The following is a 14,302-nucleotide window of genomic DNA, read 5'->3' on the forward strand; positions in this document are numbered from 1 at the left end:
GGCATGGACCGACGTCAATTCTTTGCCTGCGGCTTTCTTCTCTCTTCCCTGGGTCTTGTGGGGGCCTCCAGCCGCAGGGTCAGCGGTCAGGAAAACCCCTCACCCGAACCCGAGGCTCCGGGACCCGGCACCCCGTTCGACTTCGACCAGGTGAAGAAACGGGCCCGCGACCTGTCCAACCGACCATTTCAGCCGCGCCAGTCCGATCTGCCCGAGCCCATCTCCAATCTGGGCTACGAAGGCTACACCTCCATCCGCTATCGACCCGAACAGGCCCTCTGGTACGACTCGGATCGGGCCTTCCGTACCCAGTTCTTCCACCTGGGGCATTACTACAGCCACCCCGTGAAGATCTACGAGGTTGCGGAGGGCGAGGTCCGACCCATCCGCTTCTCCCCGGAAATGTTCAACTACGAGGACGCCTCCTTCGGCTCCGATACGGACCTGGGAGATATCGGGCTTGCGGGCTTCCGGCTCCACTACTTCCTGAACTTCGCCCCGGACATGGTCTCCTTCCTGGGGGCGAGCTACTTCCGCGCCGTCGGCGAGAACCTCCAGTACGGCCTGTCCGCACGCGGCCTGGCCATCGACACGGGGCTGTCGAAGGGCGAGGAATTCCCCTTCTTCCGGGCCTTCTGGCTGGAGCGGCCGGAGCCCGGGCAGGACCACATAAACGTCTACGCCCTCCTCGACAGCGAGAGCATCACCGGAGCCTACCGCTTCGAGATCCGGCCCGGGTCCACCACCATCATGAATGTGGAGTCCACGCTCTATCCGCGGCAGTCCATCGAGCTACTGGGCGTGGCCCCGGCCACCAGCATGTACCTCTACGGCGAGAACGACGCCCCCGATACCCCCGATTTCCGCCCCGAGGTCCACGATTCCGACGGCCTGGCCATGTGGCGGGGGAACTGGGAGTGGGTCTGGCGTCCCCTCGTGAACCCCAAGGAACTGGCCCTCAATAGCTTCACGGACACCAGTCCCCGCGGCTTCGGCCTCCTCCAGCGGGACCGGGAGTTCCGCCACTATCAGGATGCCGGGGTCTACTACAACCGCCGGCCGAACCTGTGGGTGGAGCCCTTGAACGACTGGGGCGAGGGCCACGTACACCTGGTGGAGATCCCCATCAAGGAGGAGATCCACGACAACATCGTCTCCTTCTGGAACCCCAAGGAACCCGTCAAGCCCGGAAAGGAGCTGGAGTTCTCCTACCGGCTCCTCTGGGGACCGGAGGCCCCCGTTCCCCGCATGGGCGTGGCCCATGTGGGGGCCACCCGCCTCGGCCAGGGCGGCACCCCCGGCGACCGCCCCGACGGCAAGGTGCACAAGTTCGTCATCGACTTCCGGGGCGGCGATCTTCCCATCCTGGCAAAGGACGCGCCGGTGGAGCCGGTGGTCTCCGCCACGCGGGGCAAGGTTCTGCATCCGGCCGTCTGGCCAATGGAGGAGACGGATGCCTGGCGGGTGAAGTTCGATCTGGAGTGGGAGGGCGAGGAGCCCATCGACCTGCGCTGCTTCCTGCGCCTGGGGGAAGAGGCCCTCTCCGAGACCTGGCTCTACCAGTGGAACCCGGGTCAGAGCTAGGCTCCGGCGGACGTTACGCCCCGAGCCCCGTGCGCCCCTACCGGGCTGCCAACCGTTCCGGCAGCTATGGCTCCACGGCCCGGGTCCGCGTCACCCGGGGGCCGCCAGGCGAACCTTTCCGGCCTCCGGTTCCTCCCAGGCCAGGGCATGCAGGCGCTGCACGCTGTCCGCGTCGTTGAGCAGGACCCGCAGCTCCGCCTCCCCCAGATCCTCCAGGCCCCGCTCCTGCACCCTCGTGAGCATGGAATCCAGGTAATACTGCTCGCTGAGGGGCTTGTGCGCGGATCCGGTCAAGGAGACGTGCAGGGCGTTGACGAAGGGATCCGTGATGGCCTGGCGGACGTAGCCCCGCTCCGCGGGGGGCGCCCCGGGGACCGGCGTGAGGCTGCTGGTGAGCTCCTTGAGCCTGCGTAGCACAGCCGGTGAATCGCTCTCGGCCGGTATGAGGAACAGGCTCCGGCGCCGGGCCGCCCGCCCCCAGGAAACCATCCCCGAAAACAGCGTGATGGGGACCACTAGCAACGGCCCCGCCAGGACCGGCAACAGCCAGAGGAAGAAGGTGGGCAGGTTGAGGTAGGCCCAGAGCCCCACCGCCACCGCGATGGGGGTCTGCCAGCCCACCGACGCCAGCAGCGGCCACAGCTCCGCCCCGGCCGCCTCCCGCCTCTGCGGGGTCCAGCCCACGGCCCGCCCCAGCAGATTGGCCACCACGAACCGGGTCTGGAACAGCATCAGGATGGGTGCCAGCAGGGCCGAGAACAGGCTCTCCAGCAGCATGCTCATCCCCGCCGGCCCGCTGCCCCCGAAGCGGGCCCGGAGGCGGGGATCCCGGAGCAACAGCAGGTAGCCGGCCAGCTTGGGCAGGTACAGGAACCCCAGGGTGATCACCAGCAGGGTGGCCGCCTCCAGGAAGAAGGAGGGCGGCCAGACCGGAAAGGGGCTCCCCTCCTGGAAATAGACCGGATCGGTATGCTTGCGGCGCAGGGCCTCGCCGCCGGCGAGGATCAGGAAGACCAGCCACAGGGGCGAGCTGAGGTAGGTGAGGATCCCCATGCCGAGATGGACCCGGCTGGGTAGCCGGAACCCCTGGGCCAACAGCAGCCGGCTGTGCTGCAGGTTGCCCTGGCACCAGCGCCGGTCCCGCTTGAGGTGCTCCACTAGGTTCGGCGGGGCCTCCTCGTAGCTCCCCCCCAACCACGGCGCCATCCACACCTGCCAGCCGGCGCGCCGGAGGAGAGCGGCCTCCACGAAGTCGTGGCTCAGGATCTCGCCGCCCAGGGGCGGCTTGCCCGGGAGCTCGGGCAGCCCGCAATGCCGGACGAAGGGGGCCACCCGGATGATGGCGTTGTGCCCCCAGTAGTTGCCCTCCCCCAGCTGCCAGAAGCTCAGCCCGTTGGCGAACAGGGGGCCATAGGCCGCCCCCGCGAACTGCTGGATGCGGGCGAAAAGGGTCTCCTGATTGACGGGGGCCGGCGGAACCTGGACCAAAGCGGTTCTGGGATTGGCGTCCAGCAGGGCGGCCATCTCCACCAGGGTTGCTCCGTCCATGACGCTGTCCGCGTCGAGCACCACCATGTAGTCGTAGTTCAGGCCCCAGGTCTGACAGAACTCGGCGATGTTGCCGCTCTTGCGGCCCCAATTATGACGCCGGCGGTGGTAGAAGATGCTCCCGAAGCCGTCCACGGCCTCGCACAGGGCGTTCCAGGCGAGCTCCTCGGCGATCCAGGTCTCCGGATCCCGGGAATCGCTGAGGATGTACAGGTCGAAACGGTGGGCCTGACCGGTCTGCTGCAGGGATTCGTAGGTGGCCCGCAAGCCGGCGAGGACCCGCTGGGGATCCTCTTCATAAATGGGCATGGCCAGGGCGATGCGGGTCTCCCGGCCGGCCTCTCCAGGGGGCGTGCCGGCCGTGGAGAGCCAGCAGGGATCCCGGCCCCGCACCTGCACCCACAACCCCGCCATGGCCGTCCAGAAGGCCGTGGCGATCCAGGCAAAGAGAACTGGGAAGAGGGCCAGCAGTCCCTTCTCGAAGGGGTGCAGCCCCTGCACCTGGAGCACCGCGTACAGGACCCACGTACCGGCCGCGGTGGTGGCGACGATGAGCAGCAAGAGGGTCCAACGGCGCAGGTGGCGATGGCAGGCGGTGCCGCTCAGCATGGGCCGTTCACCAGAAGGCCACGATGACGAAGGCGAGGCTCCCTATGGTGACCCAGGACCAGGAGACCGCCTGCCGCGGTATGGGGAGGCCTATCCGGCGCATGGAAGGCAAAGCGCTCAGATCCTGGGGATGCATCCGCACGGGAACGGGCGTGGGCCCTTTCCATGTGAGGGAGCTGCTCAAAACCGGCCGGTGGCAGCGCCCGCCCCGAAGCAGGCGGGGCTGGCAGCCCCGGGGGCCCGCCTCCTCCGCCGGGTCCGGTAGCCCGGCCTCCACGGCCAGCGCCCGGTCGATCAGGGGCTGGATCATGCGGAAGGGAGGGCCACCCTCCCCCTGCGCCTGATCGTCGGTCCGGGCCTCCAGGCCCGCGCGTACTCGCCGGCAGATCTTTCGTTGGCGTACGGGATCTTCCACCCCGCACGCGTGCAAGTATTCGTGAATCCTTCGCGCTACCTGATCCCTTGGCACCACCGCCTCCGCTGATAGGGTCAAGACCGTTCGGACCCCGGGTATAAATCCGCGCTTAACCGCCCGAGCTTTCCGGATCGGCCCGGCATCGGAACCTCCCACCCCTTTCAAAGATGGCGGCGCACCGGGTGCGCCATAAATGGGTGAGACCCATTAGGGGCCTGCGATTAACCTGTATTCCCCGCCAGCAGATCGGCGCTTTGCGCCTGCCTCCCCAGACCCAGGCGGGCCGCGGGGCCCGCGGTGTGGGAGCGGATAATCTCCAGCTCCCCGTCGCTGAACCCGGGCTGGTAATAGGTGGGGAACTGCACCCGCTCGGCGGCCTTGGCCAGGGGCCCCTCGGGGGCCGGAAGGCCACAGTGGTCCAGGATCCGGTCCAGCACCTCCGCCGGGGCGGCGCACAGCTCCTCGTAGCGCACCACGAGGGAGGCCTCCCGGAGGGCGGCGTTGGCCGCCAGGCGGTCGGCCAGGAAGGTGTGGATCTCCGCCCAATAGCGGGCCCACCCCGCCACCTCCTTGCCCTCTTTCCAGAGGGTCTCGATCTCCTCCACCGCCTCCCGGTTTCCCGCGTTTATGGGGCGCCGGTCCGCGCCGAACTCGAAGTGGCCCACCTGCCGCAGATGGCCCACCGCCCGGGGATTCTCCCGCTGGCCCTCGCGGAAAAGGCGCTGCTGCTTCATCAGGGAGGCCACGTGCCACACGGGATCCCGCACCGGGATCAGGAAGCGCGCGTCCGCGAACAACCGCAGCAGGTACTCCAGGCGGGTAACGTTGTAGTTGGCCTTGGACACGTAGCGGTCCCCGGAGCGGGCGAGGAGCAGCTTGCGGATATGGTCGCGGTAAAAGGACTCGAAGCCGGGGTGGCTGGTGGATCCGTCCAGGATGTCGCTGCTAGCGGGGTCATGGAGCAGCGGGAAGAAGGCCATCCACACCATCTCCTCGAAGGCCTCCGGACTTTCGGGGGTGATGGTGATGCCGTCCCGGTGGCTCCGCTCCCGGGGCCGGGTGTCCCGCCGCGGAACGCGATCGAGGAAGCGGTTCCACAGATAGGGGATGTGCAGGAAGGGGAAGTCCCGGTAGCGGTGGGTGGCCACCCCGGGGAAAGCGTTCAGAAGCTCCAGGAGGAGAGTGCTCCCGGATCGCGCCAGCCCGGCGATATAGACCGGGCGCTCCACCACCACATCCGCCAGCGGCTCTTGCAACAACCGCGTCTCCCAGTTCCCCAGGCGGGTCCAGAACCGGGGGTGGCCGCTGGCCCACCGCCCCAGGACATGCAGCCAGGGGTCCACCTCGAAGCCAGTATGGACAGCCGTTTCCCTTCCCAAGCCCGTCGCCTTTCCCCTATTCGATGCGGAACAGCACCTTGAGCGCGACGGAGGCGGCGATCAGGGCCAGGAAGAAGCTGAGCTCCCAGCCCCGGGCCCAGGACGGTCCCAGGGGGAGCACCTCCTGGCGGGGCAGCTCCAGTTCGACCCGCTCCACCGCCGCTTCGTCGGGCAAGTATCCGGCGGGATTGCCCACAAGGGCATTCCACCAACGCCATTTGTGGAGGATGGGGACCGGCTCCCGCAGAGCCACCTCCGCCACCACCCGGCCTTCGCCGTCAGCAACCACAACCCGGGGCGCCGCGTGCTCCTCCGTCCCGTTCCTTCGCGCCTCCCGCCATCGGGCCTCCAGCTCCGCCGGTCGGGGACGGAGCTCCGGCTCGGTCCCCGCCGGCGGGTAGGCGTAGCCGTAGGCGGTGCTCAGCCAGATCAGCAGGGACAGTAGCGGTAGCGAGGCCGCCACGGCCGGACCGCCCACCCGCCCCACCTGCCCGAAGGCCGTTCGAAGCAAGTGCCGGATCAGGGGCCAGGCACCCCCGAGCTCGCCGTCATAGCCATCCAGCTCCCGCCGCGCCCGGGCCAGCTCCCGTTTGCCCCGGGCGATACGCCCCTGGGCCGAGAGGGCCCGATACAGGCCCATGGAAACCAGGGCGGCGAGCGCCCCCCAGGCAACCAGCCGCCCCCAGGGCGGCAACAGGCCCTCCATCTGGGCATCCAGCCAGGAGAACAGGGGGGCGGGGGCCTCCAGGATTCCCATGACGGGCCTAGTCACCTGCCTGCTGGGCCCGGGCCTTCGGCAAACGGCCTTCCACGGTCACTCGTCCATCCGGCGGGCCCGGGCGGACTCGGTCTCTTCGTACCGGTGCTCCTGTTCGGGTCCGGCCGGCTCAGCTTCTCCTTGAGCCGGACCTGTGTCCTCCCCGGCCCGGGCCTGCTCCTTCTTCCGCCTCCGCATCCTGCGCAGGGGCCACAGGACGAGAAACAGCAAGGCGGCCCCCAGTGCCAGGAGCAAACCCCAAAGGGCCCCGAGGAGGCTCAGCCCGGCACCGGGCCCCACATAGGCGAAGGCCGCCTCGCTGAACCCGGCGGCCATGAGCAGGAGCGGCACGAACGCGGCTTTTCCGATCATTGCAGGCCCTGTCCCTTTACTAGCCGTTTGTCCCCGAATTGGTCCCGGAAGCCCGACGAAAGGTACTCCGGGGTGACGCGCTGCCCCCAGCTGACCACGGGGGTGAAACTCTTGCCGTCTTCATCCATGGCGCGGCGCGGATTGACGTACTCCCACACCACCTCTCCGTCCGGGGTAATCTCGAGCAGCCGGCCGCCGTTGGACTCGGTGATCAGGATGTTGCCGTTGTCCAGGGGCTGCTGGGCCCCGCGTATACGGCTCTCCAGGGGGCGTTCCTCGTCTCCGGAAAAGGCCCACACCACGCCCCCCGTGGATGGATCCACCTCCGCGATCCGCGAGCGGTCGCCCGGCCCGAAATGCCCCCGATTGTCGAAGAGCAGGAGGTTGCCGTTGGGCAGGATGTCGGGATCGTGCTGGGAGAGCCATGGACCGCGCAGGGCCCAGACCACCTCCTCCGTTTCCGGATCGAGCAGGGCCAGGGCGCCGCCGGCCAGCTCCCGGAAGGACAGGAGCACCTGCCCCTCGGCGGCCTCGGGGACCTTGCGGGAAAGGCGCTCCGCGGCTTCCTCGTCGAGGTAGTCCACGCCGTTGGTGTGGAGGGGATCCTCGAGGCTGTAGTAGGGGATCCGCCAGAGCAGCCGGCGGTATTCCTCGGAGGCGTTGAAGGCCTCCACCAGGGAGATCTTCTTGGTGGTCTCCCCTTCGGGCGACAGTACCGCCAGGGAGTCCTCCAGGAAGGGGGGCTTGATGTGATCGACCTCCTCCAGCTTCTCCCGGCGGAAGGCGTGGGTGAGCCCGAAGATGCGGCCGTCCTCGGCCACCGCGAAGTCGTGGTGGAAGCGGTCCAGGTTCTTCCAGATCACTCGGGCGTCCCGATCCAGCCGCACCATCCCGTACCCCCACGGCGTGTCGCCCACGCCGATGTAGATGGCCAGCAGGTCGCCGTCGGGGAAGACCCGGGCCTTCCGGAAGTAGGTGTGGCTGTCCGGAACGGGATCGGCCACCGTGGAGGTATCATCCCAGACCTCGCTGAAAGGCCGCTCCCAGGAATGGACCACCTCGCCATCCATATCCAGCAGGTAGGCCTTCGGGCCGTGACCGGAGGTGAACAGGGTCAGGCCCTGGCGGGCCCGATCCGGGTCGTGGGCCACCACCCCCTGCTTGGACGTCCGCGTGGGCATCCACAGGTCCGACCAGTAGGGGCTGCCCTGGCTGGTGGACTTGAGAGCGAAGGCGTTGGCAGCCCGATAGGCGTTGCGGATGTATTCGGCCGGGAACACCTCCGCCACCGTGGCCAGGGAGCCCCCCACGAAGGCGAGGAAAACCAGGGAAGACAGGAATAGCCCGAAGAATACCTTGTTCGCGTCCAATACCTTGCCGCCTTCCTTGCCGCCCGTCTTTCCCCCTTACGTTTCTCACCTTGCTGGCTGCCCGATGCGCCAACAATCAGGGACATTACCGAGCCTCCCCCCGGAAGGCGGTCACCCTTCCGCGGTTGGACAGACAGCCCCGGAACCCGGCCGGAGCCGGGTAAAGGAATCCCTTAGGAACTGCTCCGAGTTCCCGGTCCGCGCCCCCCCCGGCCAAGGTGGGATACACGGGGTCCGGCTGGAGAACGGGAATTGCGGAAACGTTTGGGGTGGGCTCGCGCGGAGGTCCTGGGCCTGGGGGCGGCCGTGGTCCTGACCCTTCTTGCCCTGCTCCCCGTGGATCCTCACGGCCCCTTCGACGCCCGGACCGGGGCGCCCGTGGCCGGGGCCACCCTGGAATACCCCTGGACCGGCGTGCTGGTGGAGCCCGTCGCTGCCGTGGGCCATGCCCTGGCGGGAGCTCCGGATCCCCGGCTGGCGGTCTACGCCACCCTGGGATGGGTCATGGTGGGAGGCGGCCTGCTGGGGTGGAGGTACGCGACCCGGCACGGCCCCCTCCTTCCCCTCGCCGCCGTTCTGGGCGGCGCGCTGGCGGGCTTGATCTTCCTTGCTTACGTCGGGCTTTACCTGCTGGCTCCCTTTCCTCACTGGCGCCTGGAGGCGGCCGACCCCGGGACGGTGGTGGCGGACCTGCACACGCACACCCACGCTTCCCACGACGGCCTCCCTGCCCCCCGCCCCGGGCTCGAGCTTTTGGCGGCTCGGGGCATGGACGTGGTGGCGGTGACGGAGCACAAGGACCCCGGTGGCGCTTTCAGCGCCGCGGGGCACAACGGCGACCCGAACCTCCCGAGCGTCATCCCGGGCGTCGAGCTGAATGCGCCCCAAGGGCATGTGCTGGGCCTCGGGGTGGAACCGGGCCCTACCCTTCCCGACCGGCCCCGTTCCCAGGAGGAAGTCGCCGCTTTCTTCACGACCGTGCATGAGCGCCACGGGGGCGCGGCCCTGGCCCTGGCCTGGAAGCTCAGCCCCGGGGCGGTGAACGACCTTGCCGAGGCCGGCGTGAAGGGCTTCGAGATCGCCAACCTGGGCCACCCGGATGTCCCGGAGGATACGCGACGGGCCATCCTCGAGGAGGCCAGGCGTCGCGGCCTCGCCCTGGTGGCGAGCAGCGACTGGCACGGCTGGAGCGGCACCTGGCGCACCTGGACCCTGGTCCATCCCGGGTCCGGGGGCACCGACAACCCCCCGGACCGGCGGGTGCTGGAGGCCCTGCGCTCCCCCGACCCCGGACGGATCACCCCGGTGGTGGCCGGCTCCCTGGGCCCGCCGTCCCCGGCCCGACTGCTCTTCGCCCCCTTCGCCGAGGGCGTCCGCTACGCCAGCGGGCTCTCGCCCGGGCGCGTCCTGGGCTGGTGGCTGTGGGTGGGCGCCGCCCTGGGGGCGGCCCGGGCCTTGCGGGCCCGCGGCCTGCGCCCGGGCCCCTGGCTGGCCCGGGGAGCCCTGCTGGCCCTCGGCGGCGCCCTGGTGGCGGTGGCGGCCCCGCTGGCCCTGTTCCCCGCGCAGGAAGCGGCGAATCCCGCCTTCCACCGCTGGGTGGGAGGCTTGGCGACGGGCGCCGGGGTCCTGGTCTGCCTGGCGGCCCTGGCCCTGCCGCCTGGCAGGCAAAGCCTCCCGGCCAGGGCCCGTCAGCCGGCCCCGGTCCCGGCAACGCCCGAACCCGCCGGGCTGGCAGGAGGCCACGACCGTGATATGTCTGGGGATGGTTCCCCGCGGCCACGCCCCTAGGTGCAAGGAAGCCCGATGAAGCTCTCCGTCGTTATCCCGGTCATGGATGAGAAGGGCAACATCCGGCCCCTGCTGGAGAACCTCCGGGAAGTCCTGGCGGGGCTCGACCACGAGGTCATCTTCGTGGACGACGGCTCCCGGGACGGCACCGCCGAAGCCATCAAGGCCCTGGCCGACGCCCGCATCCGGGTCCTGGTGCTGTCCCGGAACTACGGGCAGACCACCGCCATGGCCGCCGGCATCGACGCCGCCCGCGGGGACTACATCGCCACCCTGGACGGGGACCTGCAGAACGATCCTGAGGATATCCCCCGCATGGTGGAGCGCATGGAGCGCGAGGGCTGGGACGTGGTGGCGGGCACGCGAAAAGGGCGGCAGGACGGCTGGCTGTCGCGCAAGCTGCCCAGCAAGGCGGGCAACCTCCTGATCGGCCGCCTGACGGGGATCCAGCTCTCGGATTATGGCTGCACCCTGAAGGTCTTCCGGGCGGAGACGGCCAAGAACCTGGGCCTCTACGGCGAGCTGCACCGCTTCATCCCGGTTCTCGCCAACCTTCAAGGCGCCCGGATCACGGAGATGGACGTCCGGCACCACCCGCGGGTCAGCGGGCAATCCAAATACGGCCTGGGGCGGGCCATGCGGGTACTATCGGACCTGGCCCTCATGGTGTTCCTGCAGAAGTACTCCTCCCGGCCCATGCACCTGTTCGGCAGCTCGGGCCTGGTGGTGCTGGCGGGAGGCCTGCTGGTGGACCTCTACCTCGTCCTGCTGAAGATGCTGGGGGAGACCATCGGCACCCGGCCCCTGCTCTTCCTCGGCTTCCTGCTCACCGTGGTGGGCTTCCAGCTGATCACCACCGGCTTCCTCGCCGAGCTGATGATGCGGACCTACTATGAGTCCCAGAAAAAGCGGCCCTACCGGGTCAAGGAAGAGTTTGTGGGCAGCGGCTAGGATCCTGGTCCGCCTCCTCTTCCTGGCCGGGGCGCTCGCCCTCCTGCTCGGCGCCCTCGACCTCGATGTCCTGGGGAGGGAGCTGGCCCAAGCCAGCTCCCTCTGGCTGGGGGCCGCCCTGCTGCTGTTCAACGGCTCCCAGGCGCTCAGCGCGGTACGGCTGCAGGTTCTGCTGCGCCCCCTCCAGGCCCTTCCCCCCATCGGGGAGCAGCTGCGGCTCTACTACGCGGGGATGTTCTGCAACCTCTACCTTCCCGGGGGGATCGGCGGAGACGGGCTGAAGGCGTACTGGCTGGGACGGCGCTTCAGCGTCGGGCTGGGGGCCCTGATTCGCGCCCTAGTACTGGACCGGGCCGCAGGGCTGGCCGCCCTGGGGGCCCTGGCGCTGGGCCTCGCCGCCCTGTGGAACGGGGCCTGGGCGTGGGCGGCGGCCGGGGCGGGCGCTCTCCTGCTCTACCCGGCACTGGCCAACGGCCTGTTCCCCCGCTTCCGGGGAACGGCCCTGCCGGCGTTAGGGATCTCCCTGGGCGTACAAGTCCTGCAGGGCGCCAGCGCCTGGGCGCTGATGCAGGCCCTGGGCCTGGAGGGAACCCTCTACCTGCTGCTGTTCTACCTGTCGGCCATCGCCGCCCTGGCCCCCGTGACCATCGGCGGCCTGGGAGCGCGGGAGCTGGTCTTCCTCTACGGCCTGACCTGGACCGGGCATCCGCCGGGCGGCGGCGTCGCCCTGGGCCTACTTTTTTTCGCGGTAACGGGGATTTCGGCCCTGGCGGGGTGGCCCCTGGTGGGACGGTTCCTGCGCGTGGAGCACCGGGCGGACCCCGCCCCCCATCGAGGGCCCTAGGAGAGCCCCGGCCGGGCCAGGAAAGCCTAGGGGGCTAATCCCGCCCCGGAGCCGCCTCCCCGTGCCGTCCGGGCGGTGCGGCCACCAGCCAGGCGCCCACCGCCACCATGGGCACCGACAGCCACTGGCCCATGGAGAGCCCCAGGGCAACGGCCCCCAGGTGGGGGTCCGGGGCCCGGAAGTACTCCACGCCGAACCGGAGCACCCCGTACAGCAGCAGGAACAACCCGAAGACCCGGCCGTGGCGGCGGGGCACCCGGGCGTAGAGCCAGACCACGAGGAACAGCACCAGCCCCTCCAGCAGGGCCTCGTAGAGCTGGGAGGGGTGGCGAGGGACCCGGTCGACGTGGGGGAAGACCATGGCCCAGGGGAGATCGGGATCGGCGGGCCGCCCCCACAGCTCGCCGTTGATGAAGTTGCCGATGCGGCCCAGCCCCAGGCCGATGGGAGCCACCGGCGTTAGAAAGTCCCCCACGGCGAGGATGGGCTGGCCGTGACGTCGGGCGAACCAGACCACCGACGCCACCACGCCCAGGAGACCGCCGTGGAAGGACATCCCCCCGTCCCAGACGGCGAAGACCTCCAGGGGATGGCCCAGATAGTACCCGGGGTTGTAAAACAGCACGTAGCCCAGACGGCCCCCCAGCACCACGCCCAGGATGCAGGCGAAGGCCAGGTCGCCGATGTCCTCCGGCGTCAGCCCCAGGCGGTGCCGGCGGACGCGCAGCAGCCACCAGCCCAGGAGGAAGGCCGCCGCGTACATGAGTCCGTACCAGTGCACGGCGAAGGGGCCGATCTCGATGGCCACGGGATCGATGCGGGGATATTCCAGCAACGGCAAACTCCTTCAGCTAGGCGACTCCCGCCGGGGATGGCAGAATGGGTTCGGCGTGGGCCCCGGCCCGCGGCTTCCTATTTTACCGTTCCCGCGCATCCAGCGAGGCAGGAACCGTGCAACGGCGCTTCCTTCAAAAGGGCCTGCTCATGGCCTCCAAGTGGGCCGTCAAGGCCGCTCGGGAGGGTTTTCAGGTCCCCATCCCCCAGTCCGTGCTCGACAACCTCCTGCGACGCATGGACGACCCCTCGGTCCGGGACCTGCATCTGAAGCCCGCGGCGGATAACCGGGTGGAGCTGTCGGGCATGAAGAAAGTGGGCGTCTGGGTGGAGTTCCGGGCCGTCTTCCGCCTGGATCCGCCCGCTGCGGAGGAGCCCGGCCAGAGCCTGGCGCTCGCCCTGGAAAAGGCCGACCCCTTCTTCGCCCGCAACGCCCTCCTGGGGGCCCTGGAGGAGGTGGACGGCGTGCACGTGCACGAGGAGCGCGTCCTGGTGGACCTGGGCAACCTGATCGAGCAGCACCAGTGGGGGCGCAAGGTTCCCCGGGGCCTGCGTGACCGCCTGCGCATCGCCGATGTCTCCACCCAGGAAGGGCGAATCAATCTGCGCGTGGGGGTGAGCTGAGCCCGAACCAGGCCCGCGCGAGCCCGCCGCGCGCGGCACGGGCGACGATCACCGCCACCGCCAGCCCCAGCAGATCCGCGACCCAGTCCTCCATGCTCCGGTCCCGGCCCGCCACGAAGGACTGGTGGTACTCGTCCAGGGCCCCGAACAGGGCGCCCACCACAAGCGCCACGCTGCCGACCACGGGGCGGGGCCAATGGGGCCGCAGGCGGGCCACCGCGCCCACGCCCAGGACCCCCAGCACCAGATAGGCCCCGATGTGGAGCACCTTGTCGGCGCCCTCGAAGGGCTGGGCTGGCAGGGTCTCTCCGGGGAGATGGCTGCTGAGGCCGATCACCACCGCCCAGACCAGCCAGGCGGATACCCACCGGGCGGCCCCGGCAGCGGGTGGGGTCTCCTCATTCATGCGGGAACCTTCCTTTCCTCCGTCGCTTGGCCCAATCGCCTCTGCGGGGCGAAGGGTAACACGGCCCCGCTCAGCGCGGGCGCAGGCCCTCCAGGAGGAGTCGGATCATTCCCTCGGCGAACCGGTCCGGGTCGTCCGCGAACCCCACGCCCGGTGTGTGGCCGATCATCTCCCGGGCCTGGAAGAAGAACACCTGGGCCCCCACCAGCACCACGGCCACCAGGGCCGGATCGTGGTCGGCGGCGAAGAGCCCGGCCTCCTGACCGCTCCGGATCAGTCCCACCAGCCGCTGGAAGTTCTCCCCGTACACCTCCTCGGCCAGGGTGCGAATCCGTCCCGATTCCCCTTCCAGAAGCTCCCGCAAAACGAGCTGGCCTACCTGCGCGTGCTCGAACAGATGACCCATGTGGTACCGCGCGAAGTCGCGCAGGGCCTGGTCGGCGGGCCCGTCCTCGCCGTGCACGCCCTGCAGGAACTCCGTGGTCTCCCGGCAAGCCTCGCGGATTACGTAATAGTACAGGGCTTCCTTGCTGGGGAAATGATGGAAGATGGCCGCCTTGCTGACCCCGGCCTCCCGGGCCAAAGCCGCCATGGAGACGCCCTGGAACCCGTTCCGCGCGAACAGCCGGGCCGCCACCTCGGCGATCCTCCGTCCCCCGTCCGTGCACTCCCGATCTTCCGTCATGGTCCTTCCCAGGTGATTCGCTCCCCTCTGACCAACTGGTCAGCTCGACAAACCGTCCCCCCGCACCCGAGGGTTGTCAAGGCGAAAGGCGTTCCGGTGCCAAGGCGGGGAATGCCCCGGGAAAGCTCTCGGGATA

The 14,302-nt window shown here is 69.5% G+C and carries 14 protein-coding genes; 5 read left to right on the top strand and 9 right to left on the bottom strand.

The window, feature by feature from the left end:
- Positions 1-3 precede the first annotated feature (3 nt).
- Positions 4-1,584 (top strand): glucan biosynthesis protein, encoded by a 1,581-nt coding sequence (locus AN478_RS09260; RefSeq protein WP_054966318.1) that lies wholly within the window; start codon positions 4-6, stop codon positions 1,582-1,584.
- A 90-nt stretch (positions 1,585-1,674) separates the two neighbouring features.
- Here AN478_RS09260 and mdoH read toward each other — a convergent pair whose 3' ends face one another.
- The 6 genes from mdoH to AN478_RS09290 all read right to left on the bottom strand — a co-directional run bounded on the left by mdoH (position 1,675) and on the right by AN478_RS09290 (position 8,034).
- The gene (mdoH, locus tag AN478_RS09265; RefSeq protein WP_054966319.1) at positions 1,675-3,741 is read right to left on the bottom strand and encodes a glucans biosynthesis glucosyltransferase MdoH; all 2,067 of its coding nucleotides are present in this window, start codon (positions 3,739-3,741) and stop codon (positions 1,675-1,677) included.
- Positions 3,742-3,748: 7 nt separating this feature from the next.
- On the bottom strand, positions 3,749-4,156 hold the full coding sequence (locus AN478_RS09270) for a hypothetical protein (RefSeq protein ID WP_143004041.1): 408 nt from the start codon (positions 4,154-4,156) through the stop codon (positions 3,749-3,751).
- A gap of 221 nt (positions 4,157-4,377) precedes the next feature.
- A complete protein-coding gene (locus AN478_RS09275) occupies positions 4,378-5,535 on the bottom strand; it encodes a sulfotransferase family protein (protein WP_054966321.1) in 1,158 nt (385 codons plus the stop codon).
- Between the two features lie 16 nt (positions 5,536-5,551).
- Positions 5,552-6,292 carry a hypothetical protein gene (locus AN478_RS09280; RefSeq protein ID WP_054966322.1) on the bottom strand — a complete coding sequence of 247 codons (741 nt, stop codon included), beginning with the start codon at positions 6,290-6,292 and terminating at the stop codon, positions 5,552-5,554.
- Positions 6,293-6,349: 57 nt separating this feature from the next.
- Positions 6,350-6,664: a hypothetical protein gene (locus AN478_RS14135; RefSeq protein ID WP_074471204.1), complete on the bottom strand. Its 315-nt coding sequence runs from the start codon at positions 6,662-6,664 to the stop codon at positions 6,350-6,352.
- A complete protein-coding gene (locus tag AN478_RS09290; RefSeq protein WP_054966323.1) occupies positions 6,661-8,034 on the bottom strand; it encodes an arylsulfotransferase family protein in 1,374 nt (457 codons plus the stop codon). The genes AN478_RS14135 and AN478_RS09290 overlap by 4 nt, the downstream gene beginning before the upstream one ends.
- Positions 8,035-8,286: 252 nt before the next feature.
- Here AN478_RS09290 and AN478_RS09295 point away from each other — a divergent pair, with 252 nt between their 5' ends.
- Genes AN478_RS09295 through AN478_RS09305 form a run of 3 tightly spaced genes read left to right on the top strand, consistent with a single transcriptional unit; the run spans position 8,287 to position 11,617 of the window.
- The gene (locus AN478_RS09295; protein ID WP_143004040.1) at positions 8,287-9,822 is read left to right on the top strand and encodes a hypothetical protein; all 1,536 of its coding nucleotides are present in this window, start codon (positions 8,287-8,289) and stop codon (positions 9,820-9,822) included.
- Positions 9,823-9,837: 15 nt separating this feature from the next.
- Positions 9,838-10,773, top strand: coding sequence for a glycosyltransferase family 2 protein (locus tag AN478_RS09300; RefSeq protein WP_054966325.1), 936 nt, complete (start codon positions 9,838-9,840; stop codon positions 10,771-10,773).
- The gene (locus AN478_RS09305) at positions 10,757-11,617 is read left to right on the top strand and encodes a lysylphosphatidylglycerol synthase transmembrane domain-containing protein (protein WP_054966326.1); all 861 of its coding nucleotides are present in this window, start codon (positions 10,757-10,759) and stop codon (positions 11,615-11,617) included. The genes AN478_RS09300 and AN478_RS09305 overlap by 17 nt, the downstream gene beginning before the upstream one ends.
- A 34-nt stretch (positions 11,618-11,651) precedes the next feature.
- Here the strand turns inward: AN478_RS09305 and lgt are convergent, their stop codons facing one another.
- Positions 11,652-12,452 carry a prolipoprotein diacylglyceryl transferase gene (gene lgt, locus AN478_RS09310; RefSeq protein ID WP_054966327.1) on the bottom strand — a complete coding sequence of 267 codons (801 nt, stop codon included), beginning with the start codon at positions 12,450-12,452 and terminating at the stop codon, positions 11,652-11,654.
- A 116-nt stretch (positions 12,453-12,568) separates the two neighbouring features.
- Between lgt and AN478_RS14745 the strand changes: the two genes are divergently transcribed.
- On the top strand, positions 12,569-13,075 hold the full coding sequence (locus AN478_RS14745; RefSeq protein ID WP_054966328.1) for a hypothetical protein: 507 nt from the start codon (positions 12,569-12,571) through the stop codon (positions 13,073-13,075).
- On the opposite strand, the gene AN478_RS09320 is transcribed toward AN478_RS14745, so the two are convergent.
- Positions 13,050-13,481 (bottom strand): VanZ family protein, encoded by a 432-nt coding sequence (locus AN478_RS09320; protein ID WP_054966329.1) that lies wholly within the window; start codon positions 13,479-13,481, stop codon positions 13,050-13,052. The genes AN478_RS14745 and AN478_RS09320 overlap by 26 nt on opposite strands.
- Positions 13,482-13,551: 70 nt before the next feature.
- Positions 13,552-14,166, bottom strand: coding sequence for a TetR/AcrR family transcriptional regulator (locus tag AN478_RS09325; RefSeq protein WP_054966330.1), 615 nt, complete (start codon positions 14,164-14,166; stop codon positions 13,552-13,554).
- Positions 14,167-14,302 lie beyond the last annotated feature (136 nt).

Origin of the sequence: Thiohalorhabdus denitrificans (assembly GCF_001399755.1) — a bacterium.
In the GTDB taxonomy this organism is placed as follows: domain Bacteria; phylum Pseudomonadota; class Gammaproteobacteria; order Thiohalorhabdales; family Thiohalorhabdaceae; genus Thiohalorhabdus; species Thiohalorhabdus denitrificans.